Raw genomic sequence first — 24450 nt, 5'->3', positions numbered from 1 at the left:
GGAATGGAAACACGGCGAAGATCTGTCGTGAAAGCTGTCCTATGGAATGCATTGGGATTGGTCGTAATGACGCTGGTGGGGCTTGTTGCCACCGGCTCGGCGGTGGTCGGGGGAACGCTGGCAGTTGTGAATACGGCAATCGGCCTGACACTCTATTTTATTTATGAGCGTGTCTGGGCCGGGATAACGTGGGGCCGCAATGTCTAGGCCCGCATCGCCTGAATGGGGCACCCTTGGCCTGATCGTTGCGTGCTATGGCGCTTGGCTGGCTGTGATCTTCCTTCTGCCAGTATGGGCTGCGATCCCTGCGATGGCGCTGGTCGCAGCGCTGCACTCTTCACTAACGCATGAGGCACTGCACGGCCACCCGTTTCGCAGCAGGTGGCTGAACGAGGCGTTGATGGCACTGCCGCTAACCCTTTTCATCCCATACCAAAGATTCCGCGATTTACATTTGGCGCATCATCGCGACGAAACCTTGACCGATCCTTATGACGACCCAGAGTCGAATTACCTCGACCCCAAGGTCTGGACGTTATTGCGACCTTGGCAAAAGCGGATTCTAAGCGTGAACAACACGCTGTTGGGCCGAATTGTGTTAGGTCCAGCGATCGGACAGGTCATGTTCATGCGGGATGAGGGGCGAAGAGTACTGCGCGGAGACAATGAAATCCTGCGGGCCTGGGCAATCCACCTGCTTGGGGTCGCGGTGGTTTTTTGGGTTGTCTCGCAGTCATTGATGCCGGTTTGGGCCTATCTGCTCTCGGCCTATTTTGGTCTTGGGCTTGTGAAAATCCGTACCTTTCTGGAACACCGCGCGCATGAGGATACAAGTGCTCGTACGGTGATTATCGAAGATCGCGGACTTCTGGCTTTTTTGTTCTTGAACAATAACCTGCACGTCGTTCATCACATGAACCCGCGCGCGCCATGGTATCGGCTTCCTGCGTTGTACCGAGCAGAAAAAGATAAGTATCTGAGCAGTAACCACGCCTATGTCTATCGGTCGTATTCCGAGATTATCAGGACATACCTTTGGCGGGCGAAGGACCCGGTGGCGCATCCGCTCTGGTCAAAGGAGTGATTTAGCGACACAAGGGGCCCATGAGTTTATGGATTCCCGTCACCATCGCCGCCGCCTCGTTCCAAACGGTGCGGTTCATGCTCCAGAAATCGCTGAGCACCGTGAGGCTGACGGCAGCCGGGGCGACCTTTGCCAGATTTGCGTATTCTTTACCGCTTGCGGCTATGGCGCTGACCATCGCACTGCTTGTAACCGGGTACAGCCTGCCGCCGTTGACCGCTTGGTTCTGGCTGTACGCAATGGTTGGTGGCACCGCGCAAATCCTGGCGACGATCTGCGTCGTTGCCCTGTTTAAGCAGCGTAACTTTGCCGTGGGGATTACGTTCAAGAAAACCGAAGTGATCCAAACTGCCATTGTTGGATTTCTGGTGCTGGGCGATCAAATCTCGAACGGGGCGCTTTTGGCGATCATACTGGGGCTCGCCGCAGTGTTGCTGTTGTCGAAAAGCCCCGAAGGCGGTGGGGCCTGGTGGAAACACTTGTCCAACCGCGCATCCCGCTTGGGGTTGGGGTCAGGGGTGCTGTTTGCGTTTTCTTCCGTCGGCTATCGCGGCGCGTCGCTGGAGTTGGGGGACATCGATGCTTGGTTTCGCGCCTTGATCACCTTAGCGTTCGTCGTCACGTTCCAGTTTATCAGCATGGGGCTTTGGCTTTTGTGGCGCGACCGGGCCGAACTTGTCGCCGTGTGGCAGACACGAAGCACGGGCGTGTTTGTTGGCCTGACCAGCCTGTGCGGATCGTTCTGCTGGTTCTTTGCCTTCACGCTGCAAAACGCCGCCTACGTTAAGGCATTAGGGCAGGTCGAGCTTATCTTCAGCCTGCTCGCCTCGATTCTGTTTTTTCATGAGACGATCACCCGGCGCGAGATCGCCGGGATGACGTTGCTTGGCGTGTCTATTCTGGCGCTGGTGCTTGCAATCTAGCCCGTGCGGCGCTCATCAAAGCTGAGGGCGATGAAACTCGGCAGATGATCGCCCATGCCCACGACGGTCGAGCCATTGTCATCACGTCGGCTACGTCCTCTGGGCTCTTTGTCCTTCTTGCGGTCGGTCTTCTTGCTGTCGCTCTTTTTCCCGTCCGTAGGCTTGCTTTTTCTCTCGGGCTTCTCGACCGGTTTCGGTTTGTCCTTGACCGGATTGTCGAGCCGCGGGATGTCCTTTTGGATCAGCTTTTCAATTGCATCCAAGGCCTTTTCATCGCGGCCCGTGCAGATCGTGATCGCTTTGCCATCGCGTCCGGCACGACCGGTTCGGCCAATACGGTGGACGTAATCCTCGGCATGGCTGGGAACGTCGAAGTTAAACACGTGGCTTACCGAAGGAACGTCCAGCCCCCGCGCGGCGACGTCTGATGCCACCAATAGGCGGAGTGATCCGTCACGGAATCCGTCCAGTGTCTTTGTTCGCTGTGCCTGATCCAGGTCACCATGAATTGCGGCGGCGTCATAGCCATATTTCTTCAGCGATTTCGCGCAGATATCCACATCAGTCTTGCGATTGCAAAAGATGATCGCATTTGTGCATTTGTCGCCTTCGGCATCGATCAGAGCACGCAAAACCTTACGCTTCGCGCTGGCTTCGCGGTCGCGTCGCCCACCCTTGAACATCACCACGCCTTGCTCAATCGTTTCCGAGGCCGTGGCCTGCCGCGCAACCTCGATACGGGCAGGAGCGGACAGGAAAGTGTCAGTGATCCGCTCAATCTCTGAGGCCATGGTGGCCGAGAAGAACAGGGTCTGGCGGGTGAACGGTGTCAGCGAGAAGATGCGTTCGATATCAGGGATGAAGCCCATATCCAGCATCCTGTCGGCCTCGTCCACCACCATGATCTGAACGCCGGTCAGCAACAGCTTTCCGCGTTCAAAATGGTCCAGAAGCCGGCCCGGTGTGGCGATCAGGACGTCAACGCCGCGATCGATCAGGGCGTCTTGCTCCTTAAAACTGACCCCGCCAATCAGCAGCGCCTTGGTCAGCTTTAGGTGTTTTGAATAGGTATCGAAATTCTCGGCCACCTGCGCTGCCAACTCGCGAGTCGGGCACAGCACCAGCGACCGCGGCATCCGCGCGCGCGCGCGACCGCGCGCCAGCAAGGTGATCATTGGCAGAGTGAAACTGGCAGTTTTGCCGGTCCCGGTCTGGGCGATCCCCAGCACATCGCGCCCTTCCAGAGCAGGCGGTATCGCGCCTTCCTGAATCGGGGTTGGTGTTTCGTATCCAGCTTCCTCAATGGCTTTGAGGACCTTGGGGTTCAGGTTCAGTTCGTTAAACTTTGTCATGTATGTCCGGTTTTTGCGGACACTAGACCTGGCCCGCGCGTCAAAGGTGTGCCGGGCCCGGATGGCCATACGCAACATCGCGCATTTCGGCTTGGAGCGGGACATAACAAAATCGTAGGTCGGGGTCAAATGAAGTCCCAATCGGGTATTTCTGCACCCAGTGGATAGGGTTTTAACGCAACAATTCAGGGGCTTCCGGGAAAATGTTTCGCAAGCTTACTTTCTAAATCCAGCGGCCGATGCCTGAGAAGCCCATGGTTCTTGAGCCGCGCGCGCACCATGGGGTCTGCGCCGCTGATCTCATCGAAAAAACTGCGCAGCCCGTCGATACCGTCTTCGGCGTCGATACGGGTTAGCAATTCGTTCATGTTCATCCCGCCTTCGGCACGCGGCACGTTTGGGGACATTCCGGCGCGATAGGAGCCGCGCTCAAGCCGGAATGGAAGCTGAGCCAGCCAGCAGTCCCAGTCGGGTGCGTGGCGGTGGCAAAGGTCAACGCCGGTTAGCTCGGTTTTGCAGGGCAGGGGATCGCCGTTTTGAAGCAGGTTGTGGATTCGAAAACTGATCTTTGACAAACCGGTGCGGGCGAACACCTTGCCCTGCAAATGGCTAAAGAATCCGCCCCGAACAAAAGCGCCGAAGCTTGGGTATATCGTCTGAACGAGTTTTTCGCGATCCGGGCCTTTGGGGATAAATGCCTTGTACAGATCCTCACTGCTGGCCAGCACTTCGATCGGTCGGACCCGGACACCAGGAAGGTCGTCAGGGACCCTAGCAAGACACTGAGAAACGGGGCGGTCCGACCACAAAAACTCATCCACGTCGATGTGGGTCAGCCAATCCAGATCAGTGTTGCGATAGGTGAAGGATGCGTTCGCCGTCTGACGGGTCTGGTGCGCTTCGGGCCGGTCACGTTTCCTGCTCGCCCAGAACCTGTGATCGCACGTTTGGACGTCGATCCTTGGGTGCTGATCCAGCGCGTCAAAAGCCGCCGGGTTGGGTTCGTCGAGAAAGATGTACATCCGGTCGACACCCAAATTGAGGTGATAGGCCACGAATCTTAGAACATCTAAGGTCGGTCCTCGGACGGTGGAAACGACCCCCCATGTTGGTGCGTTACCCGGCATACGCGGCTCTTGGGCCGGTCACGTCATCATCTCTTTCGTGGCCGTCAGGTTCAGCGCCGGATAGTCACGCACAACCCGGTCAATATCCCATTGCAGACGGGTCAGGTACACGATGTCGCCGTCGTGGTCATGGGCGATATGCTGTTTGTTGGCGTTGACGAATTTCTCAACCTCGGCCTTTTCACCGCTGACCCAACGCGCTGAGGTGAACTGGGACGCCTCGAATCGTACCGGCAGGCCGTATTCCATCTCGATCCGGCTGGCGAGCACTTCGAATTGCAGCGCGCCGACGACGCCCACGATAAAGCCGGAACCGATTGATGGTTTGAACACCTTGGCGGCGCCTTCTTCGGCAAATTGCATCAGGGCTTTTTCGAGGTGCTTGGCCTTCATCGGATCGCCCGGACGGACGGTTTGCAGCAGTTCCGGTGCGAAGGACGGAATGCCAGTCACGCGCAGCGCCTCGCCCTCGGTCAGCGTATCACCGATGCGCAACTGGCCGTGGTTCGGGATGCCGATGATGTCACCGGCCCAGGCCTCTTCAGCCAATTCTCGATCAGAGGCGAGAAACAGCACGGGGTTCGAAATCGCCATAGGCTTCTTCGACCGCACATGCGTCAGCTTCATGCCGCGCTTGAAATGGCCAGATGCCATACGCACAAAAGCCACCCGGTCGCGGTGCTTGGGGTCCATATTGGCCTGCACCTTGAAGACAAACCCGGCGACCTTCTTCTCATCAGGTGCAATCTGACGGGGTTCGGCCGATTGAATCTGAGGCTGCGGGCCATAGGCACCGATGCCCTCCATCAGTTCCTTGACGCCGAACGAGTTGATCGCCGAGCCGAACCAGATCGGGGTCATGTGCCCCTCCAAGACCGCTTGGGGATCGAGTGCGGGCAGCAATTCGCGCGCCATTTCAACCTCTTCCAGCAGCTTTTCCAACAGATGCTCGGGCACGTGCTCAGCCAGCTTGGGGTCATCCAGACCGTCGATCTGGATGCTTTCGGCCACTTTGTTGCGGTCGGCGCGGTCCATCAGCTCCAGCCGGTCACGCAGCATGTCATAGCAGCCGATGAAATCGCGCCCCACGCCAATCGGCCAAGCGGCGGGCGTGACGTCGATTGCCAGCATCTCCTGAATTTCGTCGACGATCTCGAACGTATCGCGGCTTTCGCGGTCCATCTTGTTACAGAAGGTTAGGATCGGCAGATCGCGCAGACGGCATACCTCGAACAGTTTCTGCGTCTGGCTTTCCACACCTTTCGCCCCGTCGATGACCATCACGGCGGCGTCTACGGCGGTCAGCGTGCGATAGGTGTCTTCCGAAAAATCGCTGTGGCCGGGGGTGTCCACCAGATTGAACCGAAAATCTCCATAATCAAACGACATCGCCGAGGCCGAAACCGAGATACCCCGATCCTTCTCCATCTGCATGAAGTCGGATCGCGTCCGCCGCGCCTCACCCTTGGCGCGTACCTGGCCGGCCATCTGAATCGCGCCGCCGTACAACAAGAACTTTTCAGTCAGCGTTGTTTTGCCCGCATCCGGGTGCGAGATGATGGCGAATGTCCGGCGACGGGCAATCTCGGGCGGCAGAGTGGGTTGGTTCGAGGTATCAAGCATGCTCGCGCGTATAGGCGGGGAATCCGGCCGAGGCAAGATAAAGGGGGTGTTCAGAATCGAGTTGCTGTGGCAATAAGAACATAAAGAGAACAAACAGAGGAGATGACCAATGAACTTAAAAGAGATTGCAGAAGAACTGGTCGCCGGATGTCGTGAGGATCGCGCCAAGGAAAACCTGCCTAAGCTTTATGCGGCAGATGCAGTTTCGGTTGAAGCACAGGACATGGAGGGTTCTGGCCGGGAAACGCATGGTGTCGACGGAATCCGCGGCAAGCACGAATGGTGGGAAGGGGCGCATGAAGTTTCAAGCGCCACGGTCAGTGATCCGTATCTTCACGGCGATGACCGTTTTGCAGTGATCTTCGAGGTGCAGGGAAAAGTGAAGGAAAGTGGCGAGAGTTTCGATATGCGCGAAGTCGGCGTATATCACGTCACTGATGGCAAGATCGTGCGCGAAGAATTCTTCTATTAAGCCGGTGTTGCCAATCTGGTCTTTCCTGTCTGGCCGGTGCTAGACATGCGGCCAATGAAAGGCAGGGAGGATCAGATGGATCTGGGTATTCGCGGAAAACGGGCGCTGGTTTGCGCCAGCAGCAAGGGGCTGGGCCTCGGCTGTGCCGAGGCGTTGGCTGAGGCCGGTGTCGATCTGGTGATGAATGCGCGCGGGGCTGAGACGCTTGAGCGCGAAGCCGAACGTCTGAGGTCCCAGCACGGCGTTTCGGTGCAGACCGTTGCCTGCGATGTGACCTCGCCCGATGGTCAGGCGCAGGTTATCGAAGCCGCGCAAGGCGTTGACGTTCTTGTGACAAATGCTGGTGGCCCGCCGCCCGGGATGTGGTCGGATTGGGAGCGTGATGATTTTATCAAGGCGCTGGATGCAAATATGTTGACGCCGATTGCGTTCATGAAAGCACTGTTGCCGGGAATGATGGACAAGGGCTGGGGCCGGGTGGTGAATATCACCTCGCAATCCGTGCGGGCACCGATCGCCGTTCTGGGCCTGTCAAACGCTGCACGGACCGGATTGACCGGATATGTCGCCGGCACGTCGCGGCAGGTGGCACCGCACGGCGTTACAATCAACAACCTGCTGCCGGGTATCCATGCCACTGACCGCGCGGATGCGCTGGATAGCGGTGTGGCAGAGCAAAAAGGTATTTCAATGGATGACGCTCGGGCCGAGCGTGCTGCAACGATTCCTGCACGCCGCTATGGCACGCGGCAGGAATTCGGCGCGACCTGCGCGTTTCTGTGTTCGCAACAGGCAGGCTTTATCGTGGGGCAGAACATCCTGCTGGATGGCGGCGCCACAAACATGACGATGTAGGCATGTCGCAAGGATTCTCGCTGAAAGATCAGCTGTATAACCAAGAAAAGACCCGCTATCTGGCGGGTTTGTTCGCCGGGGCTGCGCCGACCTTTGATGCCCAAGCCTTTGAGGGTCAGGTGATGTCCCGCTTGCCGGATCTTGAGTTGAAAGAGCGCATAGCCTGGATTGCCGAGTGCCTGCAAAATGCGTTTCCTGGGGCGCTGCCGGATGTCGCGCCGACCCTTCTGCGGGCGTTGCCGCCACCGCTTGATCCAACCAAAACGGATGACGATTTCGGCGACTTTATCTTTGCCCCTCTGGGCGAATGGATCGCGTCCGTGGGATTGGATCATCCCGACCTAGCGCTTGATGTGCTGGAAGAAGTGACGCAGCGCTTTTCGATGGAATGGGCTATTCGTCCATTCCTGAACACTCATCCACAGCTGGTTCTGAATCGGATGGAACACTGGTGTGATCATGACAGCTACCACGTGCGCCGTTTGGTAAGCGAGGGTACAAGACCCAGACTGCCTTGGGGGCAGGCGGTCGGGCTGGACTTGACCGATCCGATACACTTGCTGGACCGGTTACACAAAGATCCGACGCGCTATGTCACGCGGTCGGTGGCGAACCATCTGAACGACATTACCAAGAAGAATCCTGATCTTGTTTTGGATCGGTTACGCGCGTGGGAAGTAGAAGGACAGCAAGATCGGGATGAACTGCGTTGGATGACATCTCATACCCTGCGCGGGCTGGTCAAAACAGGTCATCCGGGGGCCATGACACTGCTGGGATATGATCCCGAGGTCGATGTCACCGTTGAATTGCAAATAAAGGGTGAGGCGCGGATTGATGGGGTGCTGGAATTCGATGTCTTGCTAAGCGGACAGAATAATCAACCTGTTCTAGTCGATTATATCGTTCACTTTCAGAGGCCTGGAGGGAAAACCTCAGCTAAGGTTCACAAGTTGAAACAGGCAAGTCTGCGGGACGGTGCGCTGAGCCTTAGTAAGTCGCATAAGCTAAAGGGGAACGCGTCCACATACACGTTGGTTCCCGGTGCGCATCGGCTTGAGATTCAGGTCAATGGACGGGTGCGCACGGGTGCGGACTTCGAATTACTCGCATAGACCCTCACGCTTTCGTCAGATTGAACCTCAGCGGATTGCGCCAACGACAGGGCTGAATTACCTGATTTCCAGCCATCAGGAAAAGGAAACCTGTGATGAATCATGAGTCCGTGCAGAATTACTATGGTGACGTGCTGCAAAGCAGTTCGGATTTGCAGACCAACGCGTGCTGTACTCCGGACGCCATGCCGGATCATCTGAAACAGGTTCTGTCCAAAGTTCATGATGAGGTGCTGACCCGTTACTACGGCTGTGGCCTGATCGCGCCGCTGGATTTGAAGGGAATGAGCATCCTTGATCTGGGCTGCGGGGCAGGCCGCGATGTTTATGCTCTGTCCGCGATGGTGGGCGAAACGGGCCGGGTTGTCGGCGTGGATATGACGCCCGAGCAGCTGGAGGTTGCGCGCGCTCATCAAGACTACCACGCCAGTGCGTTTGGCTATGCGGCCAGCAATGTGGAATTCCATCACGGATACATCGAAAGGCTTGATGACCTGGACCTTGAGCCGGGAACTTTCGACATCATAGTCTCGAATTGCGTGATCAACCTGGCCACGGACAAAGAGGCGGTACTACGCGGCGCGCACCGTCTGCTGAAGGAAGGCGGCGAGATGTATTTCTCGGACGTTTATGCCGACCGTAGGGTACCGCCAGCCATGGCTGAGGATGAGGTTCTGTACGGCGAATGCCTTTCCGGTGCGCTGTATTTGAATGATTTCCTGTCAATTGCCCGCAAGGCTGGGTTTGGCGATCCCCGCCGCGTTACGCATCGCCCGCTGACCATCGAAAACCCGGTTCTTGAGGCACGCGTCGCACCGCTGAAGTTCCAGTCGGCCACCTACCGCCTGTTTAAACTGCCTAAACTGGAACCAGCCTGCGAAGACTACGGTCAGGCAGTGATCTACAAGGGAACGATCCCCAACGCGCCGCATCTGTTTGAACTGGATGACCACCACGCGATGGAAACTGGTAAGGTTTTTCCCGTTTGCGGCAATACCTGGATGATGCTGAAAGACACGCGCTTTGCGCAGCATTTCGAGTTCATCGGTGATTTCTCGACGCATTATGGTGTCTTTGAAGACTGCAGCGAAGAAAACGCACTCGAAACCCCGGGCGAGGTCGCGTCGGGCGGATGTTGCTGATGTCTTGCGCCTGACGGGCGGGGTTGCTATCCCCGCTTAAGCCCGATGAATTTGATCGGGAAAAGACAACGGGACCCATCGGTGACAGTAGACGCAACTCCTCCTCGTCTGGAAATTCGTAATCTGATCGCACGGTACGAGGGGCGGATCGTTGTCGACAACGTATCTTTGGCGGTTGAAGCGGGAACAGTCACCTGTCTGCTGGGGCCGTCAGGTTGCGGCAAATCGACAACGTTGCGCATGATTGCTGGGGTCGAGATGCAGGAATCCGGTGAAATCTACGTAGACGGCAAGTTAATTTGCGACACCGTGTTCCGCGTCCCGCCTGAACGTCGAGAGATTGGCCTGATGTTTCAGGACTTCGCGCTGTTCCCACACTTGAGCGTTGCCGACAACGTTGCTTTTGGTCTGAAAGGGCACAAGGACAAAAAGCGCGCCCGGGTTGAGGAGCTTTTGCGCAAGGTCGATCTGATTCACTTCATCGATCAGTTTCCTCATCACTTGTCGGGGGGCGAACAACAACGCGTGGCACTGGCCCGTGCGCTTGCCCCGCGTCCTCGCATCATGCTGATGGATGAGCCGTTCTCGGGGCTTGATAACCGGCTGCGAGATGGAATCCGGGATGAGACGCTGGCCATTCTCAAGGAAGAAGACGCCGCGGTGCTGTTGGTCACGCACGAACCAGAAGAAGCGATGCGCATGGCTGATGAAATTGCCTTGATGCGACGCGGCAAGATCGTTCAGCAAGGTGCGCCATACAACGTCTATACACGCCCGGTTGATAAGGCCGCGATGGCCTTTTTTAGCGATATCAATATTTTAAAGACCAGTGTGAAGGGTGCTTTGGCTGATACTCCGTTCGGGCAGTTCCTCGCTCCGGGCGTTCCGGACGGGAGTGATGTCGAGATCGTGTTTAGGCCACAACATGTTCGGTTGGACTTTGACCGCAATGGCAAAGGGCCGTTGCCTACTGCAACCGACGGTAGGGCTGCGCGTGGCGTTGTGGAACGCGCGCGCTTTTTAGGCAACGAGAGCCTTGTCGAGTTTCGGATGGATTACGACGGATCAATCTTAAAGACGACAGTACCAAACGTGTTTGTGCCAAATCCTGGGCGGGTCATGTGGTTAACGGTTCGCCGCAGTCATTGCTTCGTTTTCCAGGCTTAGGGTTCAGACGCGCAGTTTTGACCTAAGTGGTGCGCGAAAGCCTCAGATTGCGCGCGTGCTTTGCTTGCCGCCACGCGAGGGCGGGTCTATCAAGGTTGAAACACTGCGGCGGATGGGGCTTATGCGTATTCTTCTTACCAATGATGACGGCATTAACGCGCCGGGTCTGATCGCGTTGGAGGCCATCGCTGCAGATCTGGCCGGTCCCCAGGGTGAGGTTTGGGTGGTTGCGCCCGCGTTCGAGCAATCGGGGGTTGGACATTGTATCAGCTACACGCACCCGATGATGGTCGCCAAACTGGGCGAGCGCCGGTTTGCGGCCGAGGGTTCTCCCGCAGATTGCGTTTTGGCCGGATTGCACGACGTGATGAAGGATGCACGCCCCGATCTGGTGCTGTCCGGGGTCAACCGGGGAAATAACTCGGCCGAGAACACGCTTTATTCCGGCACTGTCGGCGGCGCGATGGAGGCCGCTTTGCAGGGCATTCCGGCGATTGCCCTGTCGCAGTATTTTGGGCCACGGAATCTGGGGCTGGACGATCCGTTTGAAACAGCGGCCCGGTTCGGCGCTGGTCTGGTGCGAAAAATCCTGGATGCCGCGCCGGAAAATCAGGGTGATTACCGCTTGTTCTACAACGTAAATTTCCCGCCTGTGCCTGCAGATGAGGTGCTGGGCACGCGGATCGCGCCGCAAGGATTTCGTCGTGACACGCATTTTTCGGTCGAGCCGCACAGCTCGCCTTCGGGGCGGCGGTTCCTGTGGATCAAAGGCGGCTATCAGCACAACCCAACCGCGCCGGGTACGGATGCGGCGGTTAATCTGGCGGGCTACATCTCGGTCACGCCGATGCGCGCGGACCTGACGGCACATGATGCGCTTGAGGCATTGAAGACAATCGAATGACCGGACCGGACCCCGAAACAACCATGCAGTTTCTGTTCGCCCTGCGCTCGCGCGGGGTGACGGATGCGCGTGTGCTGGCGGCGATGGAACAGATCGACCGGGGTCAATTCGTCAAAGGCTTGTTCGCCGATCGCGCTTATGAGGATACTCCCCTGCCGATTGCGTGCGGGCAGACGATTAGCCAGCCTTCGGTGGTAGGGCTGATGACGCAGGCGTTGGATGTGCGTCCGCGTGACACGGTGTTAGAGGTTGGCACTGGATCAGGCTATCAGGCGGCGATCCTGTCGAAGTTGGCGCGCCGGGTCTACACGGTCGAGCGTCACAAGCGGCTGGTGCGGGAAACCGGGCAGCTATTCCGTGACCTCGGCCTGACCAATGTTACCGCTATGTTGACGGACGGATCTTTTGGTTTGCCCGAGCAAGCCCCGTTTGACCGTATCATTGTAACTGCGGCGGCAGAGGATCCGCCCGGGCCGCTCTTGGCGCAGCTTAAAATCGGCGGTATCATGGTGTTGCCGGTGGGACAGTCGGATGCGGTTCAGACACTGATCCGAGTCAGGCGGACCGAGACCGGTCTGGACTATGATGAGTTGTTGCCCGTTCGTTTTGTGCCTTTGTTAGAGGGACTTGGAAAGGACGGGGTTTAGGGATTGTTAGGCAACACGCGGCGGAACCCCGGAAAACACGGGCAGGCGTTGAGGACAGAATGATGAGAGCAGTTTCCAAGTCAGCGATACTCCGCTGCGCTACCGGCGCGACGGCTTTGGTAATCCTTGCGGGGTGCGAAGGTCCGCTGGATTATGATCTTCGTGGAAATGTGGGGGGGTTTTCGACCACGGACGCCGCGCAAACCGCGACTGCTAGTCGTCCGGCCCCGGATGCCCGAGGGGTGATATCTTATCCAACCTACCAGGTGGTCGTCGCGCGCAGGGGTGATACGGTTGCCGACGTTGCCGCGCGGGTTGGATTGCCTGAGGGCGAATTGGCAAGTTTCAACGGTTTGAAACCCACTGATCAATTACGTGACGGTGAAGTGATTGCTTTACCGCGCCCGGTCGGTGGTGCCAGCACCGTCGATATTGCGACCATAGCCGGATCTGCGATTGACGAGGCGCCGACAGATGGGTCGGTCCGGACGTCGACGCTGGAGCCCGCGCAGCCTGCGGCGACGGCGCCAGCTGCGGCCCCTGCGCCATCTGGGCCCGAGCCGATCCGGCACAAGGTCAAACGCGGCGAGACGGCTTATACCATCGCGCGGCTCTACGATGTGCCCGTGGATGCGCTGGCCGAATGGAATGGATTGGGTCCGGACTTTACCGTGCGCGAGGATCAATTCCTGCTGATCCCGATCAAGAACCAACCCGCACCACAGCAGGCTCCTGTAGCCGCCACCAACGTGACACAGCCGGGACAGGGTTCGCCCACGCCGACCCCGCCCAGTGCAACGCAACCGCTGCCGGAAGAGGTGATCGCTCCGGCCGAGCCAGCACCGGATGTGACTGCCGAAGCACCGACCAACCAAAGTAGCGCGGCCCTCGGACTGCCGGTGACAGGCACGATCATTCGGACCTATGAGAAGGGCAAGAACGAGGGGATCGACATCGCCGCCGCTCCGGGCGCGGCTGTAAAAGCAGCCGAAGCGGGCACCGTGGCTGCGATTACCGCAGATGCAGATCAGGTACCTATCATTGTGGTCAAACACAGCAACGATCTTCTGACGGTCTATGCGAATGTCGACAAGATAACGGTGAAAAAGGGCGATCGCGTGCGCCGGGGTGAGCAGATCGCCTCACTGCGGGGCGGAGACAATTCTTACGTGCATTTCGAAGTGCGCAAAGGGTTCGAAGCCGTCGATCCCGAGCCCTATTTACAGTAAATGAACTGGCAGGTTTCGACCCGCCTTTGGTGGGGCGACCTAGTTATAGGGGTCGTAGTCGCTGAGCCGCTTCCCCGGCTCATCGGCAAAAATCTCGGGCAGGGGTGAGACGGCTTCGATCAAGTCGATGCGGAATACACGGAAACCGTCCCGCAACTCGCACCACGCGGTCAGGGTCCAGACACGGCCCCAATACTCCATATGCAACGGGCGGATCGTGCGCTCGGTCAGCACGCCATCAATGCGACGATAGGACAAATGTAGTTTCTGTCGGGATTTGATCGCAGCACGGATCGGGGCCATGTGGGCCAATCCCCGCGCCGCATCCGCAAAGGGATACACCGCGAATTTCCACGTATCCGCCTCGGCCACGACTTGAGTGGGCAAAACTGCGTCGATTTTTTCAGCCAGTGTTTCGGCTGCCGCTTTGAGGTCAGCGTCTGCCGCCTCGGCCACGATAGCCATGCCAAGGTTCAAGGCTTCCAATTCGATCGGGGTCAGGGTTAAGGGGGGCAGGGTGATCTGTTCGCGCACCATGTAGCCGACGCCGCGCTCGCCCTCGACAGGTACGCCCGAGGCGACAAGAGTATCCATGTCGCGGTAGATCGTGCGGACCGAGACCTCAAGCCGGTCCGCGATGTCCTGCGCGCGGTGCAGTTTGCCGTCGCGCAGGATCTGGATGATGTCGAACAGACGGTCAGTGCGGCGCATGACACGCCGTTCTGACCGCCTTTATGCGGTCATTTTCCATAGCACATTCTCATGGCGCATCTGGATGCTTTCGGGATTGATCGCAGCCATCATGCCAGCAGCACATTCCTGCTGAGGAAGCTGAGCGGCTGCGTCTTGCGCAGCTTTCAAGTCGGTCCAGATGACGTAATCGGTCCAACGTCCATCCTCACCTTGGCTCAGCTGACGATGGACGAATCCGGGGGCTGAGCGGACAAACGCCTCAGACGCTTGGCTGAGCTTCACGTATTCTTCCGGCGAAGTGCCGTCAGTGAGGGTGAAGGTGACGATTTCTGCAACATGGGTCATTTGTATCTCCGTTGACCAAGTTTCGATGACCGTGTCCTACGCCTGTGCAACTGACATAAACCTGTCAGTTGGAAATAACCAGTCTACAAAAAATGTGTGATGCGGCCAGATTTGAGCGTCGAACACCGTTCCGCTACTTTTCCGGCGCGCCTCGCAGGCGTAGACACAAGCTCAGATCATATTCCCGGCGCCTGGCGTCGACGTACAAGGAGAAGACACATGCTCAATAATATCGGCCTTCCCGGCCTGCTGCTGATCGCCGTTGTGGTACTGGTACTGTTTGGCCGCGGCAAGATCAGTTCGTTGATGGGCGAAGTGGGCAAGGGCATCACATCGTTCAAGAAGGGCGTAAAAGAAGGCACCGACGAGATAGAGCAAGACGCTGCCGAAGTGGCAAAGGACGTTACGCCTGAGACAGAAAAAGATAAGGCCTAAACGAAGATGTTTGATCTGGGCTGGACCGAGCTTTTGGTCATCGGCATTGTTGCCCTGATCGTTGTGGGGCCAAAGGACCTGCCGGTGCTGTTCCGCAATGTCGGTCGTTGGGTCGGCAAGGCCCGTGGAATGGCGCGCGAATTCAGCAGCGCCATGAACGAAGCGGCGGACCAAGCGGGTGTCAACGAAATCAAGAAGGGTTTGAATGCGGCGGCCAACCCGGTCAGCAGCGCCATGGACGGTGTGAAAGAAGCCGCACAGGACATGGCACGCAGCATCGACCCGACCAAATTCGACCCCGATAGCGAGACGGGCAAACTGGCCGCTGAACGGGCCGAGCAGGCCAAGAAGATTCAGGCCACGACCGCCCGCGCCGCTGCCGAACGCAAGGCCAAGGAAGCCGCAGATGCTCTTGCAAAGGCCGAAGAGGCCGAGGCCGCGCTGAAAACTGAAAGCAAGACATGACCAACACTGACGAGATCGAAGACAGCTCGGCCCCATTGATCGAGCATCTTGCAGAGCTGCGCACAAGGTTGATTCACTGTGTCGTTGCGTTTCTGGTTGGCATGATCATCTGTTTTACAGTTGCCACGCCGATCTTTAACTTCCTCACTCGTCCCCTGTGCGACGTGCTGGCAGAACGGGGGCAGGATTGCGGTCTGATCTTTATCTCTCCGCAGGAAGGTTTTTTTGTCGCCATCAAGGTATCATTACTGGGCGGGTTCATTCTGGCCTTTCCTTACATTGGCATGCAGATGTGGCGGTTCGTGGCCCCCGGTCTCTATAAGTCGGAAAAGAACGCGTTTCTGCCTTTCATGGTGGCCTCGCCTTTTATGTTCCTTCTGGGGGCAAGCTTTGCGTTTTACGTCGTCACGCCGCTGGCCTATGACTTTTTCCTTGGGTTCCAGCAGTTCGGTGCAGAAGGCGAAGCCGTTGTTGAAGGCACGGCTACCGCTCCGCTCAGCGTGGTGTTTCAAGGCTCGGCGCAGGAATACCTGAACCTGACGATCAAGTTCATCGTGGCGTTTGGGCTGTGCTTCCAGCTGCCCGTTCTCCTTACGCTGATGGGAAAGGCAGGCCTTGTCAGCGCCGAAGGGCTTGGCAGCGTGCGTAAATATGCCGTGGTCGCCATTCTGGTTCTGGCCGCGCTTGTAACACCGCCAGACGTAATCACTCAGATCATTCTCTTTGTTGTGGTCTACGGGCTGTATGAAGTGTCGATCTTCCTTGTGGCTCGCGTTGAAAAGAAGCGCGAAGAGCAACTGCGCGCAGACGGTTACTATGACGACGAAGAAGAGGCGGACGACGAGATCATCCGTGAAGAAGACGGCAAGTAAATCCGATAAGAGTTGGAAAGCAGGCGCGCCAATGATTGGCGCGCCTTTTTCGTCCGAGGCACTTGTTGCGCCGTTCGGAACATGGTTTGAACCCGCCAAGTCACGACCGGAGGCCCGAATGGATGACCAAGCCCTGAACCGAATTGCCGATGCACTGGAACGCATGGCACCGGCCCCTTTGGCCGCGCCGGATTTCGGTGCCGCTCCCGCCTTTGTCTGGCATATTGAACCCGATAGGCTTGAGCCGGTCACACAGGTCAACCGCGTCGATCTGGAGCTGTTGATTGGCATCAACCGGTCCCGAGATACGCTGTTGGACAACACGCGCCGCTTTGCGGCTGGTTTCAAGGCCAATAACGCACTTTTGTGGGGTGCGCGCGGAATGGGAAAATCCAGCCTCGTTAAGGCCGTTCATGGCTCACTACAAGCCGATTACCCAGACCTGAAACTGGTCGAGCTGCAGCGTGAAGACATGGGCTCGGTCGCTCGCCTGCTGAATCACCTGCGAGTTGCACCGCACAGGTTCATCCTGTTCTGCGATGATTTGTCGTTCAGTCACGACGACCAGCACTATAAATCGCTGAAGGCCGTGCTGGACGGAGGCATCGAAGGTCGCCCCGAGAACGTTGTCTTCTACGCGACATCCAATCGCCGCCACCTGATGCCGCGGGACATGATCGAGAATGAACGCTCCAGCGCCATCAACCCGTCTGAGGCGGTCGAAGAAAAAGTTTCGCTATCGGACCGGTTCGGCCTTTGGCTGGGCTTCCATCCCTGCGATCAGGACGAATATCTTGCGATGATCGACAGGTATTGCGGTGCCTACGGCGTATCGGTTGATGCGGACTTGCTGCGCGCAGAAGCCATCGAATGGCAGGCGACACGCGGCGCGCGTTCGGGCCGCGTGGCTTGGCAATTCTTTGTTGATCTGGCTGGGCGCAACGGTGTGCATATCGCATAGCCTGCACGCTTCATCTGGCTGAAAATATCCCCGCCGGAGGCATGGCCCAAAGGGCCATACACTAAAGCAGCGATAAAATCCGTGCGGCTTCGTCTGCCGTTCTGGTCAATGCATCGCGATCTTCACCGGGGTGGAACCGCGCGCGCACGGCGGTGGGCATGGGCGACGGCTCGACAATTGAAACCCGCGGACCAGTGCGTTGCGTCTCAAGCGCCCAACTGCGAGCCAGCGCCAACTGAGCGGCTTTGGTTGCGCCATAGATGCCATAGAATTTTTGACCTGCCTTCGGGTCATCAAAGAAAACAGCATGGCCAGTCTCGCCCAACAAAGGCGCGATGTAGGGGATCAGCACAGACGTGGCAGTTGCATTGATGCTGAACGCCTTTGCCCATTCTTTCGGGTCGATGAAATGTGCCGGCGTCAGGGCCGAGGCATGGACCGCTGTGTGCAGCCACAAGTCTACTTTCCCCCAACGGTCATGAATACCACGGCACAAGGTCGCCATGGCGTTCGGATCGGCAATATCCATCGGCGCCAGCGTGGCCGCGCCACCTTTGGCCTGAATGCGGTCATCCAGCTCTTCCAGGCCGCCCGTCGTGCGGGCAACGGCGACGATGTGATATTCGGGCGCGAGCGCCTCGGCAAGGGCAGCGCCCAAGCCGCGAGAAGCTCCGGTAACAAGTGCAATTTTGGTCTGATCGGTCATGACAGCGGTTTGGACCCATGGGCGCAGGGCGTCAAGACAGGATTAGCCGCCCGGAATGGCGATCCGTTTGGTCTGGCCGCTTTGTCGCAGCATGATGCCTTCGGGATCGATCGCCATCACGGTCCCCGACGCTACGCGACTGCCTGGTTTTATTTCTTTGATGCGTCCAGAGGACAATCGGATAAGCGCGCGCATATCCTGCGAGGAACCAAAGACACCAAGTACAGAAACAGAGTTTTTCTTCAGCGCACCCTTTTGCGTCGCTGCGCTTTCGACAGTTGAATTCGACATGAAGTTCGGCCCTGCCGCCTTGGCACGGCCCCTTGTTGTGAGTGGTTGGCAAACGGCGAACTAGCAAACAGATAGGCCAAGTAAAAGCCTATCTGACGTCGCTTCAAGGCAATACGATCAGCCCTATCGCCGAAGCCATTGGGATTGCGATTTCTTCATCGAAGGGTTGTGCGCAAAAATCCACTCATCCCATCCTGAGACCCAAAAATAATGGCCCGCATCACCTTTGTGATGCAGGCCGATCAAGATATTGATTCGCGAAAAAGCTTATCCTGATGCCAGTTCCGCCCGGTTCCACGAGCCACCCGGCATCTGCATGTCTTCTTTTTTCTTGCTCGCGCGACTGCTGTTTTCGAGGCTGTTCAAATAGTCATTGCTGACACTGCCGGTGATGTAATCGCCGTCAAAGCACGAGCAGTCGAAAGACTCGATCTCGGGGTTGCCTTCTTTGGCGGCCCAGATCAGATCCTCAAGGTTCTGATAGAACAGGGCGTCTGCCCCTAGTTCCTGACGGATCTCTTCAATCTCTTTGCCGTTTGCGATCAATTCGTGCTTTGTAGGCATGTCGATGCCGTAGACATTTGGGAACTTCACGGGCGGAGAGGCGCTGGCGACGTAGACTTTCTTGGCACCGGCCTCGCGGCACATCTGAACGATCTTCTTGATCGTGTTCCCGCGCACGATCGAATCGTCGATTAGCAAAACGTTTTGGTCTTTGAACTCAAGCGGAACGGCGTTCAGCTTGCGGCGCACGGACTTCTGCCGCTCTTCCTGACCGGGCATGATAAAGGTTCTGCCGACATAACGGTTCTTGACCAGACCCTCGCGATAGGGGATGCCCGTGGCCTTGGCGACTTCCAGCGCGACCGGGCGGGCACTGTCCGGTACGGGAATGATCCGGTCAATTTCCAGACCCGCCTCCTCAATCTGGTGGGCAAGCGTCTGACCCATACGCATCTGAGTTTTGTAAACCGACACACCGTCTAGCAATGAATCTGGACGCGCCAGATAAACATACTCAAAAATACAGGGGGTCAACCGGCCTTCGACGGCCTGGAAAGTGTGCATGTTGCCTTCCAGATCGATCAAAATCGCCTCACCCGCCTTGAGGTCCCGCAGTTTCTTGAACCCGTTGATCCCAAAAGCCACGTCTTCCGAGGCAAAAGCATAGTCGTCTCCGGCACCATCCACTTCGCGCTTAGCAACCGACAAGGGGCGAATTCCAAACGGATCGCGGAACGCCAGCATACCAACTCCGGCAACCAAGCAGATTACCGAATAGGCACCCTGAACACGTTCCATCGTCATTTTTACACCGGCAAAGATGTTGCGGATCGGCTCGGCGTTGCCGTTGACCTTGATTGCGTCGGCCACTTTATCCGCCAGCACATTCAGCAGAATTTCGGAATCTGATGTGGTCCGCAGATGGCGACTGTACTTGGCGGTCACCTTCTCGCGCTGTTCAGCCGTGTTGGTGATGTTGCCATTGTGGACCAGATAAATGCCATAGGGTGCGTTGACGAAAAAGGGCTGAGCCTCTGCCGCGCTCAGTGATCCTGCGGTCGGATAGCGGACATGGCCCAATCCTATCCTGCCCAACAGAGTTTCAGCGTCTTGCGCGTTAAACACATCCTTAACCAGACCATTGGCCTTTTTCTCGCGGAAGAACTCGCCATTGTAAGTGACAATACCCGAGGCATCCTGCCCCCGGTGCTGCAGCATGAGCAGCCCGTCATAGATTTCCGCAAAGACATCATGCGTCTTGCTTGCGATCCCCAAAATCCCACACATGTACGGGCTCCAATTTCTACGACGTTTTCACTAGCGATGATGGCTTGAACATCTGGATAGCTGGTATTGTACCCGGCAGTGCCGCTGTGACGAATGACGCAGACACGTCAATGTCCCGCGAACAGGCGCGAAGAAAAAACGGGTACAGCAAGATCGGCAGCTCCGATTCCATGTCAGTTCGGCATCCACATAATGCCTAACGCGACCTGTGTCATCAAAGGATCACAATTGTGAATTCCTGTACAAGGTTTTTCTGGTCCCGGCATCAAAAGGTGACACAGGGTCAACCTTATGCTGTGATATCAGGATAAAAGTTTACGATTATGTATTTGGTTTCAATTGAGGCTTGGCCATGTGGGAACACAAGCAAGGGCAAAAAAAGGAAGAGCATACAAAGCGCCGGTGCCATCGTTGCCGCGGCATGGGGCGCGCGCCGTGCCCTATCTGCAACGGAGCAGGCGAGGTTGTAAAAAGTCGTGATATTCTCGGCAAGCCGATTTTTGGACGTTGCGACGGGTGTTTTGGCCTGAAAACGATGAGGTGCACTGTCTGCGCGGGTGAAGGTTTCGTTTAACTCACCCATCGAGTCGTTACGAAAAAAAGGCCCGGTAAAAACCGGGCTTTTTCTCATTCAGTGGTAGCAGGTGCAGTTTCGTCCGCGGCAGGGGCCGCTGGCTCTTGCGTGGTTTGGGTGTCAGCACCACAGCTTGCAACAAGCTCTTCATATTGCTGCGTAACCCATCCCAGAGCCTGTTCCGGGTTTTGTTCTTCGATCCGGTCGCTAAATTGTTCGAACACTTTGGCAGAACGGCTTTCGTCTACAATCGTGTAGGATTGGCCGGTCATGATCGTGTCATAGACGAAGAAGGCGATGGCAACCAGAAGGATGCCTCGCGCGATTCCGAAGAAAAAGCCAAGCGCCTGATCCAACCCGCCAAGGGCTGAACGTTGAACGATCGACGAAAACAGCGGTGTGAAGATACTGACCACAATCAACGCGATGGCAAAAACCGCCGCAAAACCGGTTATTACGGATAGTTCGCAACTGTCGCGTAGGAAATCTCCGACCACCGGGATTTCCTTCACCAGCGGGACAGCCTGTGGCGCAAAGATAAAGGCCAGAACGGCGGCCGCGACCCAGCCTGCGATGGCCAGAACCTCGCGCAGGAACCCTCGGGAATAGGCCAGTAGGCCCGACACGACGATGATCAGGGCAACCACCCCGTCGATAATTGTAAAACCTTCCATGGCCCTCGCCTGTATTTTTTTCAGCCCCTTAAGGTGCTATCTTAACCTGCTCCGAAGGTTTCGCCAACAAACCCCACCAAATCAGAGGGTCGGGTGAGTGTCAGACCTGCCACAGTACCCGTTTTGCCACCCGCCGGAGCAATGGCCGATTTGAAACCAAGTTTTTGCGCCTCTTTCAACCTGTTTTCGGTTTGTGGGGCCGGTCTAAGTGCCCCGGATAGCGAGATTTCTCCGAAAACGACTGTATCAGCGGGCAAGGCTGTGTCTTCGCGGGCGCTGAGCAGGGCGGCGGCGACCGCAAGGTCTGCGGCGGGTTCGCTGACTTTCAACCCTCCGGCCACATTCAGATAGACGTCAAGCCCCGCAAAAGGCACGCCGCAGCGCGCTTCGAGCACGGCAAGGATCATGGCCAGCCGCCCGCTGTCCCATCCAACGACGGTTCGGCGGGGTTGAGAATGGGGCGAGGGGGCCACAAGCGCCTGCAACTCAACCAGTACGGGGCGTGTGCCCTCTATCCCGGCGAAAACGGCAGATCCTGGGCTGGGGGTGCCACGTTCCGACAGGAACAAGGCCGAAGGATTGGTGACCTGAGCCAGCCCTTTGCCGGTCATCTCAAATACACCAATCTCGTCAGCTGGGCCGAACCGGTTTTTGACGGCGCGCAGAATACGAAATTGGTGACCACGCTCTCCTTCAAAGTACAAAACGGTATCAACCATGTGTTCGACCACACGCGGGCCTGCGATCTGGCCTTCTTTGGTAACATGACCGACCATGATGATTGACACACCATGTCGTTTCGCAAACGTGGTCAATTCATGCGCTGCGGCCCGGACTTGTGATACCGAACCGGGCGCGCTGTCCACATTGTCTGCCCACATCGTCTGAATCGAGTCGATAATGGCAAGGCCGGGCTTTTCGGCCTCGAGCGTCGTCAGGATGTTGCGCAGGTTGGTTTCGGCGGCAAGTTGAACTGGCGCGTCCTCAAGCCCCAGACGCCGTGCACGCATACGGACCTGCGCGCTGGCTTCCTCGCCCGAAACATAGATGGTCTTGACGCCCGCGCGGGAAAACCGCGCTGCGGCCTGAAGCAAAAGGGTGGACTTGCCAATGCCGGGGTCTCCACCGACCAGCAGCGCCGAAGCGGGGACAAGGCCACCGCCGAGAACGCGGTCCAGTTCCTCGACACCGCAGAGCGTGCGGGGTGGGGGCGTTTCCTCGGTGGACAAATCGGTGAGGGTGATAGACTGGCCGCGTTTACCACCGAGTGACTTTTTCGCGGGTCCAGCCGAAAGGGGCACGTCTTGCGTGATTGTGTTCCATTCACCGCATGCGTCACAACGCCCGGACCAGCGCGAATGCGACGCGCCGCAGGCCGAGCAGGAGAAAGTCGTTTTTGCCATGCGGCCTTGGTGCCCGAGGTTGGGCGGTTCTTCAAGCCCCTGCGGGCTTTCCTCTCCGCCGATGGCGCGCCGCGTCCTCAAGCCCCTTGGGCCATCGTCCGCGGCGGGCGCATACGCGCCTACTCAGCCGCGCGGGGCGGTGGCGACATCGCGACCACGCTGGATGAAGCAGGTGCGCCATCCTGCGACTGTGCCTGCAACTGAACCGACAATTCTGGAAGCAATTCAAACAGTTCGTCCCGGAGGCGCGTCAATTGCGACCGGGCAATTGTTTCTTCCATTTCAACGTCGCGCGTCCACTGGCGCAGTTCATTTTGGATGACCTGTGCTTCTTCCAAACGGTGCTGGAACATTTCGATTTCTTCCTGCCGTTGTTGCAGGAAGGTCCGCGCTCGGTTAACCTGTGCGTCGCCGTAGGTTTCAGCAAGATCATGGCTGATGTGGCTCATTTGCGCCGCCAGTTCCAGTATCTCGGGTTCGAGCGTTTGCAGCTGCGGGTGCTGGCGCAGAAAGGCCATCCGCTCTTTAATTGCGTCGAACTCGGAGGACATGACGAACAGACCGCCACGATCCGCCGCGTGGGCCAAGTGGTAGGCTTCGGACACATCGTGCATGCTCAAAGCAAACTTGCGGTGGCTGTTCTCCAGGGCCATCATCCGCGCATTTGCCGGCAAGTAAAACGCCAGCATGAGGACGAGAATGGTCAGGCCAATCTGGAAGAACATCCCTGCATCTATGGCAGGTCCGCCCGCAAGCCCGGCTTGCATGGACAGCCAGGGGAACACCCCCAACGCAGACAAAAGCGTTACGGAAATGGCGAAAAGGGCTGCTGCACATATGAGTGCAAAAGTTAGTTTCAAAAAGACATTCTGAAATTGCAAAGTAATATTATGGAGGGCAGTCATGGTCGACGAACTCCTTCTAGAACTGGTACACAACCAGGCCCAAGCGGAGAAATCCAAAACACGCAGATTGATCCGCTGCGGACCTGAAAACTAAAATTTTTTGCTGCTCGAAATAAGATAATGATACTCAGATGAGTGTTTTCAATCAATTAGCTCAGAGTATTTCGTGAACTGCGTGTCATTTCCGTAATGTGACCAAGTACGAGCGAGGCCAGAATGCAGGCCGTGAATAGGTATAGGCCCCATGCGGTTTCAATGGTCGCGTAAGAGATTCCTTTGGCCAGCGTGATGTAAAGCGCGATCAGGAAAATGTCGGCCATCGCCAGTTTGCCAAGGATATTCAGCGCGGGTTGGACACGTGCATCCAGCAGGTCCCATTGGATCAGGGCAGTGCCGATGGTTTTGATGTAAGGCGCGAAGAGGGCAAAGATCGTAACAATCAGTGCCAGGAAGACGTCTGATTTCCACAAGGATTGCAGGCCTGTGATGACGCTTATTTCCGACAAGCCGAAGATCGGGAGCAGCCCCGCTCGCATCAGCGGGGCGAACCACGCGATGGGGTATAGGATCAGGAGCGAGAGGGTGGCGAGGCGGAGGGTCATGAACAAGATTTTGGTAAGGCAATTGTATACTTAGTAAGTGCAGGTATCTGCGGCAAGTTCTGAGTTGCGGTCGTATGAATTGAGTGTAAGCCT

At 57.3% G+C, this 24450-nt stretch carries 28 protein-coding genes; 15 read left to right on the top strand and 13 right to left on the bottom strand.

All coding sequences use genetic code 11. The annotated features are described in order from the left end of the window. Positions 1-3 precede the first annotated feature (3 nt). Genes ACXAET_RS05940 through ACXAET_RS05930 form a run of 3 tightly spaced genes read left to right on the top strand, consistent with a single transcriptional unit; the run spans position 4 to position 2007 of the window. On the top strand, positions 4-207 hold the full coding sequence (locus ACXAET_RS05940; protein WP_475182536.1) for a DUF2061 domain-containing protein: 204 nt from the start codon (positions 4-6) through the stop codon (positions 205-207). Then, positions 200-1084, top strand: coding sequence for a fatty acid desaturase (locus ACXAET_RS05935; RefSeq protein WP_475182533.1), 885 nt, complete (start codon positions 200-202; stop codon positions 1082-1084). The genes ACXAET_RS05940 and ACXAET_RS05935 overlap by 8 nt, the downstream gene beginning before the upstream one ends. A gap of 20 nt (positions 1085-1104) precedes the next feature. Further along, positions 1105-2007, top strand: coding sequence for an EamA family transporter (locus ACXAET_RS05930; protein WP_475182529.1), 903 nt, complete (start codon positions 1105-1107; stop codon positions 2005-2007). On the opposite strand, the gene ACXAET_RS05925 is transcribed toward ACXAET_RS05930, so the two are convergent. From ACXAET_RS05925 to ACXAET_RS05915, 3 genes are all read right to left on the bottom strand, one after another. Further along, entirely contained in the window at positions 2004-3359 is a 1356-nt protein-coding gene (locus tag ACXAET_RS05925; RefSeq protein ID WP_475182525.1) for a DEAD/DEAH box helicase, read from the bottom strand. The genes ACXAET_RS05930 and ACXAET_RS05925 overlap by 4 nt on opposite strands. Positions 3360-3544: 185 nt before the next feature. Next, complete coding sequence (locus ACXAET_RS05920; RefSeq protein WP_475182521.1) at positions 3545-4486, bottom strand: glycosyltransferase family 2 protein; 942 nt, start codon at positions 4484-4486, stop codon at positions 3545-3547. Between the two features lie 18 nt (positions 4487-4504). Beyond that, a complete protein-coding gene (locus ACXAET_RS05915; protein WP_475182516.1) occupies positions 4505-6109 on the bottom strand; it encodes a peptide chain release factor 3 in 1605 nt (534 codons plus the stop codon). A gap of 109 nt (positions 6110-6218) precedes the next feature. On the opposite strand from ACXAET_RS05915, the gene ACXAET_RS05910 reads away from it, so the two are divergent. From ACXAET_RS05910 to ACXAET_RS05875, 8 genes are all read left to right on the top strand, one after another. Next, a complete protein-coding gene (locus ACXAET_RS05910) occupies positions 6219-6581 on the top strand; it encodes a nuclear transport factor 2 family protein (RefSeq protein WP_475182514.1) in 363 nt (120 codons plus the stop codon). A 75-nt stretch (positions 6582-6656) separates the two neighbouring features. Beyond that, positions 6657-7436, top strand: coding sequence for an SDR family oxidoreductase (locus tag ACXAET_RS05905; protein ID WP_475187123.1), 780 nt, complete (start codon positions 6657-6659; stop codon positions 7434-7436). A 2-nt stretch (positions 7437-7438) separates the two neighbouring features. Next, positions 7439-8551, top strand: coding sequence for a hypothetical protein (locus ACXAET_RS05900; RefSeq protein WP_475182511.1), 1113 nt, complete (start codon positions 7439-7441; stop codon positions 8549-8551). Positions 8552-8646: 95 nt separating this feature from the next. After that, on the top strand, positions 8647-9693 hold the full coding sequence (locus ACXAET_RS05895) for a methyltransferase domain-containing protein (RefSeq protein ID WP_475182506.1): 1047 nt from the start codon (positions 8647-8649) through the stop codon (positions 9691-9693). Between the two features lie 45 nt (positions 9694-9738). Further along, complete coding sequence (locus ACXAET_RS05890) at positions 9739-10860, top strand: ABC transporter ATP-binding protein (protein WP_475182502.1); 1122 nt, start codon at positions 9739-9741, stop codon at positions 10858-10860. A gap of 121 nt (positions 10861-10981) precedes the next feature. Next, positions 10982-11764, top strand: coding sequence for a 5'/3'-nucleotidase SurE (gene surE, locus ACXAET_RS05885; RefSeq protein WP_475182498.1), 783 nt, complete (start codon positions 10982-10984; stop codon positions 11762-11764). Then, positions 11761-12411, top strand: coding sequence for a protein-L-isoaspartate(D-aspartate) O-methyltransferase (locus ACXAET_RS05880; RefSeq protein ID WP_068331646.1), 651 nt, complete (start codon positions 11761-11763; stop codon positions 12409-12411). Before surE ends, ACXAET_RS05880 begins: the two co-directional genes overlap by 4 nt. 62 nt (positions 12412-12473) lie before the next feature. Continuing rightward, positions 12474-13640: a peptidoglycan DD-metalloendopeptidase family protein gene (locus tag ACXAET_RS05875; protein ID WP_475182492.1), complete on the top strand. Its 1167-nt coding sequence runs from the start codon at positions 12474-12476 to the stop codon at positions 13638-13640. Between the two features lie 39 nt (positions 13641-13679). Here ACXAET_RS05875 and ACXAET_RS05870 read toward each other — a convergent pair whose 3' ends face one another. Both ACXAET_RS05870 and ACXAET_RS05865 read right to left on the bottom strand, forming a co-directional pair. Beyond that, positions 13680-14351: a helix-turn-helix transcriptional regulator gene (locus ACXAET_RS05870; RefSeq protein WP_068331643.1), complete on the bottom strand. Its 672-nt coding sequence runs from the start codon at positions 14349-14351 to the stop codon at positions 13680-13682. Between the two features lie 21 nt (positions 14352-14372). After that, positions 14373-14678 carry a hypothetical protein gene (locus ACXAET_RS05865; protein ID WP_068331641.1) on the bottom strand — a complete coding sequence of 102 codons (306 nt, stop codon included), beginning with the start codon at positions 14676-14678 and terminating at the stop codon, positions 14373-14375. Positions 14679-14897: 219 nt separating this feature from the next. Between ACXAET_RS05865 and tatA the strand changes: the two genes are divergently transcribed. The 4 genes from tatA (at position 14898) to ACXAET_RS05845 (ending at position 17411) form a co-directional block, all read left to right on the top strand. After that, positions 14898-15113, top strand: coding sequence for a twin-arginine translocase TatA/TatE family subunit (tatA, locus tag ACXAET_RS05860; RefSeq protein WP_068331640.1), 216 nt, complete (start codon positions 14898-14900; stop codon positions 15111-15113). Between the two features lie 6 nt (positions 15114-15119). Next, positions 15120-15578 carry a Sec-independent protein translocase protein TatB gene (gene tatB / locus ACXAET_RS05855; RefSeq protein WP_068331639.1) on the top strand — a complete coding sequence of 153 codons (459 nt, stop codon included), beginning with the start codon at positions 15120-15122 and terminating at the stop codon, positions 15576-15578. Then, positions 15575-16450 (top strand): twin-arginine translocase subunit TatC, encoded by an 876-nt coding sequence (gene tatC / locus ACXAET_RS05850; RefSeq protein WP_475182478.1) that lies wholly within the window; start codon positions 15575-15577, stop codon positions 16448-16450. The genes tatB and tatC overlap by 4 nt, the downstream gene beginning before the upstream one ends. 118 nt (positions 16451-16568) lie before the next feature. Beyond that, positions 16569-17411 (top strand): ATP-binding protein, encoded by an 843-nt coding sequence (locus ACXAET_RS05845; protein WP_224889156.1) that lies wholly within the window; start codon positions 16569-16571, stop codon positions 17409-17411. Between the two features lie 61 nt (positions 17412-17472). On the opposite strand, the gene ACXAET_RS05840 is transcribed toward ACXAET_RS05845, so the two are convergent. The 8 genes from ACXAET_RS05840 to ACXAET_RS05805 form a co-directional block, all read right to left on the bottom strand. Further along, positions 17473-18117, bottom strand: a complete 645-nt coding sequence (locus ACXAET_RS05840; RefSeq protein WP_475182473.1) for an SDR family NAD(P)-dependent oxidoreductase — start codon at positions 18115-18117, stop codon at positions 17473-17475. Between the two features lie 42 nt (positions 18118-18159). Then, complete coding sequence (locus tag ACXAET_RS05835) at positions 18160-18408, bottom strand: hypothetical protein (RefSeq protein ID WP_475182471.1); 249 nt, start codon at positions 18406-18408, stop codon at positions 18160-18162. A gap of 267 nt (positions 18409-18675) precedes the next feature. After that, on the bottom strand, positions 18676-20199 hold the full coding sequence (gene purF, locus ACXAET_RS05830; protein ID WP_475182467.1) for an amidophosphoribosyltransferase: 1524 nt from the start codon (positions 20197-20199) through the stop codon (positions 18676-18678). A gap of 289 nt (positions 20200-20488) precedes the next feature. Then, positions 20489-20830 carry a hypothetical protein gene (locus ACXAET_RS05825; protein ID WP_475182465.1) on the bottom strand — a complete coding sequence of 114 codons (342 nt, stop codon included), beginning with the start codon at positions 20828-20830 and terminating at the stop codon, positions 20489-20491. After that, complete coding sequence (locus tag ACXAET_RS05820; RefSeq protein WP_475182462.1) at positions 20827-21447, bottom strand: CvpA family protein; 621 nt, start codon at positions 21445-21447, stop codon at positions 20827-20829. The genes ACXAET_RS05825 and ACXAET_RS05820 overlap by 4 nt, the downstream gene beginning before the upstream one ends. A 41-nt stretch (positions 21448-21488) precedes the next feature. Then, on the bottom strand, positions 21489-22850 hold the full coding sequence (radA, locus tag ACXAET_RS05815; RefSeq protein ID WP_475182458.1) for a DNA repair protein RadA: 1362 nt from the start codon (positions 22848-22850) through the stop codon (positions 21489-21491). 119 nt (positions 22851-22969) lie between these two features. After that, on the bottom strand, positions 22970-23755 hold the full coding sequence (locus ACXAET_RS05810; protein ID WP_475182456.1) for a DNA repair protein: 786 nt from the start codon (positions 23753-23755) through the stop codon (positions 22970-22972). A gap of 149 nt (positions 23756-23904) precedes the next feature. Continuing rightward, entirely contained in the window at positions 23905-24357 is a 453-nt protein-coding gene (locus tag ACXAET_RS05805; protein ID WP_475182450.1) for a paraquat-inducible protein A, read from the bottom strand. Between the last annotated feature and the right edge of the window lie 93 nt (positions 24358-24450).

The sequence above is a fragment of the Ruegeria sp. AWH4_226 genome (assembly GCF_056159225.1).
This window is presented reverse-complemented; position numbering and strand designations above follow the sequence as displayed.